The sequence below is a fragment of the Flavonifractor sp. An112 genome (genome assembly GCF_904377885.1).
GTDB classification, from domain to species: Bacteria; Bacillota; Clostridia; order Oscillospirales; family Oscillospiraceae; genus Flavonifractor; species Flavonifractor avicola.
Genome location: NZ_CAJFGT010000119.1, coordinates 1 through 2,281 on the forward strand (window position 1 = coordinate 1; position 2,281 = coordinate 2,281).

General features: G+C 59.8%; 3 protein-coding genes. 2 read left to right on the plus strand and 1 reads right to left on the minus strand.

What is annotated here, in order from left to right; genetic code table 11:
* Positions 1 to 456: 6-phosphofructokinase (locus IHN22_RS12470; protein WP_191435679.1), on the minus strand; the 456-nt coding region annotated here is incomplete at its 3' end.
* A 132-nt stretch (positions 457 to 588) separates the two neighbouring features.
* On the opposite strand from IHN22_RS12470, the gene fba reads away from it, so the two are divergent.
* Together fba and IHN22_RS12480 are read left to right on the plus strand one after the other, a co-directional pair.
* The gene (gene fba / locus IHN22_RS12475) at positions 589 to 1,554 is read left to right on the plus strand and encodes a class II fructose-1,6-bisphosphate aldolase (RefSeq protein ID WP_087327221.1); all 966 of its coding nucleotides are present in this window, start codon (positions 589 to 591) and stop codon (positions 1,552 to 1,554) included.
* A gap of 99 nt (positions 1,555 to 1,653) precedes the next feature.
* Positions 1,654 to 2,172: an amidase domain-containing protein gene (locus IHN22_RS12480; RefSeq protein ID WP_191435680.1), complete on the plus strand. Its 519-nt coding sequence runs from the start codon at positions 1,654 to 1,656 to the stop codon at positions 2,170 to 2,172.
* Positions 2,173 to 2,281 lie beyond the last annotated feature (109 nt).

The window sequence follows — 2,281 nt, forward strand, 5'->3', positions numbered from 1 at the left end:
GTCGGTGCCGTTCAGGTCGTTGTCGATGGTCTTGGGCACGCCCATGATGCGGCACTCATAGCCCACCTTCTGCATATACTTGGAGATCTTGTTGCAGGTATCCATGGAGTCGTTGCCGCCGTTATAGAAGAAGTAGCGCACGTCGTACTTCTTGAAGATCTCAAGGATACGCTTGTAATCGGTATCGTCCTTGTCGGGGTCGGCCAGTTTATAGCGGCAGGAGCCCAGAGCGGAGGAGGGGGTGTACTTGAGCAGATCCAGCTCGGCGGCGTCCTCCTGGCCCATATCGTACAGCTTGTCGTCCAGCACGCCCTTGATGCCGTGGGCGGCGCCCAGCACCCGGGTGATGCAGTCGGTGTCCAGGGCGGTACGGATCACGCCCAGAGCACTGGCGTTGATGACGGCGGTAGGACCGCCGGACTGGCCGATGATGCAAGCGCCTCTCAGTTCACTCATGAAAGTTGCCTCCTGTTGGTTGAATAAATTTTTACAAATTTTGATTTTGCGGGAATATCATATCACGTCCTCTTGAAATTATCAAGGAGACCTGCTAAAATCATGGTGCATCAAAAAAAGGAGATGACTGATATGCCTCTCGTAACTACTAAGGAAATGTTCCAGAAGGCCTACAACGGCGGCTACGCCATCGGCGCCTTCAATGTCAATAACATGGAGATTGTCCAGGGCATCACCGAGGCTGCCAAGGAAGTCAACGCCCCCCTGATCCTCCAGGTGTCCAAGGGCGCCCGCGCCTACGCCAACCACACCTACCTGGTGAAGCTGGTTGAGGCCGCCATCATTGAGACCGGCCTGCCCATCTGCCTGCATCTGGACCACGGCGACAGCTTCGAGATCTGCAAGAGCTGCATCGACGGCGGCTTTACCTCCGTCATGATCGACGCCTCCTCCAAGCCCTTCGCTGAGAACATCGAGATCACCAAGAAGGTGGTTGAGTACGCCCACGATCACGGCGTCGTCGTCGAGGCCGAGCTGGGCGCTCTGGCCGGTGTGGAGGACGAGGTCAACGTGTCCGCCGCCGACTCCCACTACACCCGTCCCGAAGAGGTGGAGGAGTTTGTCTCCAAGACCAACTGTGACTCCCTGGCCATTGCCATCGGCACCAGCCACGGCGCTTACAAGTTCACCGCCGCTCAGTGTACCCGCAATGAGAAGGGCGAGCTGGTTCCCCCGCCCCTGCGCTTCGACATCCTGGACGAGGTCGTGAAGCGTCTGCCCGGCTTCCCCATCGTGCTCCATGGCTCCTCTTCCGTGCCTCAGGAGTTCGTGAAGATGGTCAACGAGAACGGCGGCAAGATGCCCGACGCCGTGGGTATCCCCGAGGAGCAGCTGCGTCAGGCCGCCCGGGGCGCTGTGTGTAAGATCAACATCGACTCCGACCTGCGCCTGGCCATGACCGGCACCATCCGCAAGTTCTTCAACGATCATCCCGACAAGTTCGACCCCCGCGAGTACCTGAAGCCCGCCCGTGCCGCCATCAAGGAGCTGGTGAAGCACAAGCTGGTTTACGTTCTGGGCTGCGACGGCAAGGCCTGATCCAACAAAATCACCACAAAAAAGGAGAGGGGAGACCCTCTCCTTTTTTTGCACCCTGACCCGCTGCCGCATAGAATAGCGGGAAGGGAGAGAACTGTTATGTGGGAGCCTGTTCCATACGACCGCCGTGCCGCCGTGCGCTACGCCCACCGCTGGGCCTTTGGCCGCAACCCGGCCTACTACGACTATGAGGAGGTGGGGGGCGACTGCACCAGCTTCGCCTCCCAGTGCCTGTATGCCGGCATCGGTGTAATGGACTATACCCCGGAATACGGATGGTATTACCTGGACGCCAACAATAAGGCCCCGGCCTGGACCGGAGTGGAGTTTCTCTACCGCTACCTGACCCAGACCCAGGCGCGCCCCGGCCCCTACGCCGTGGAGACCAGTCTGGACCTGCTGCTGCCGGGAGATATTGTCCAGCTCAGCCCCCAGGGGGAGGTATTCACCCATACCGCCGTGGTGGTCCAGGTGGGGGCACGGCCCACCCTGCGCAATACCCTGGTGGCCGCCCACTCCTACGACGTGGACCGGAAGCCTTTGGGCAATTATGCCTTCCGGGCCATCCGGTACCTCCATATCCTGGGCGGCTTGCGGGAGACCGGGGGAGTTTCGTAAAGACGGAAAGGGGTCTGTTGCAAAATGTGCAGCTCGTACAAAGACCCGTCATTCCGAGAAAAACGGCCGCCCACCGGGCGGCCGTTTTTCGTGGGAATCCGCCCCTTTT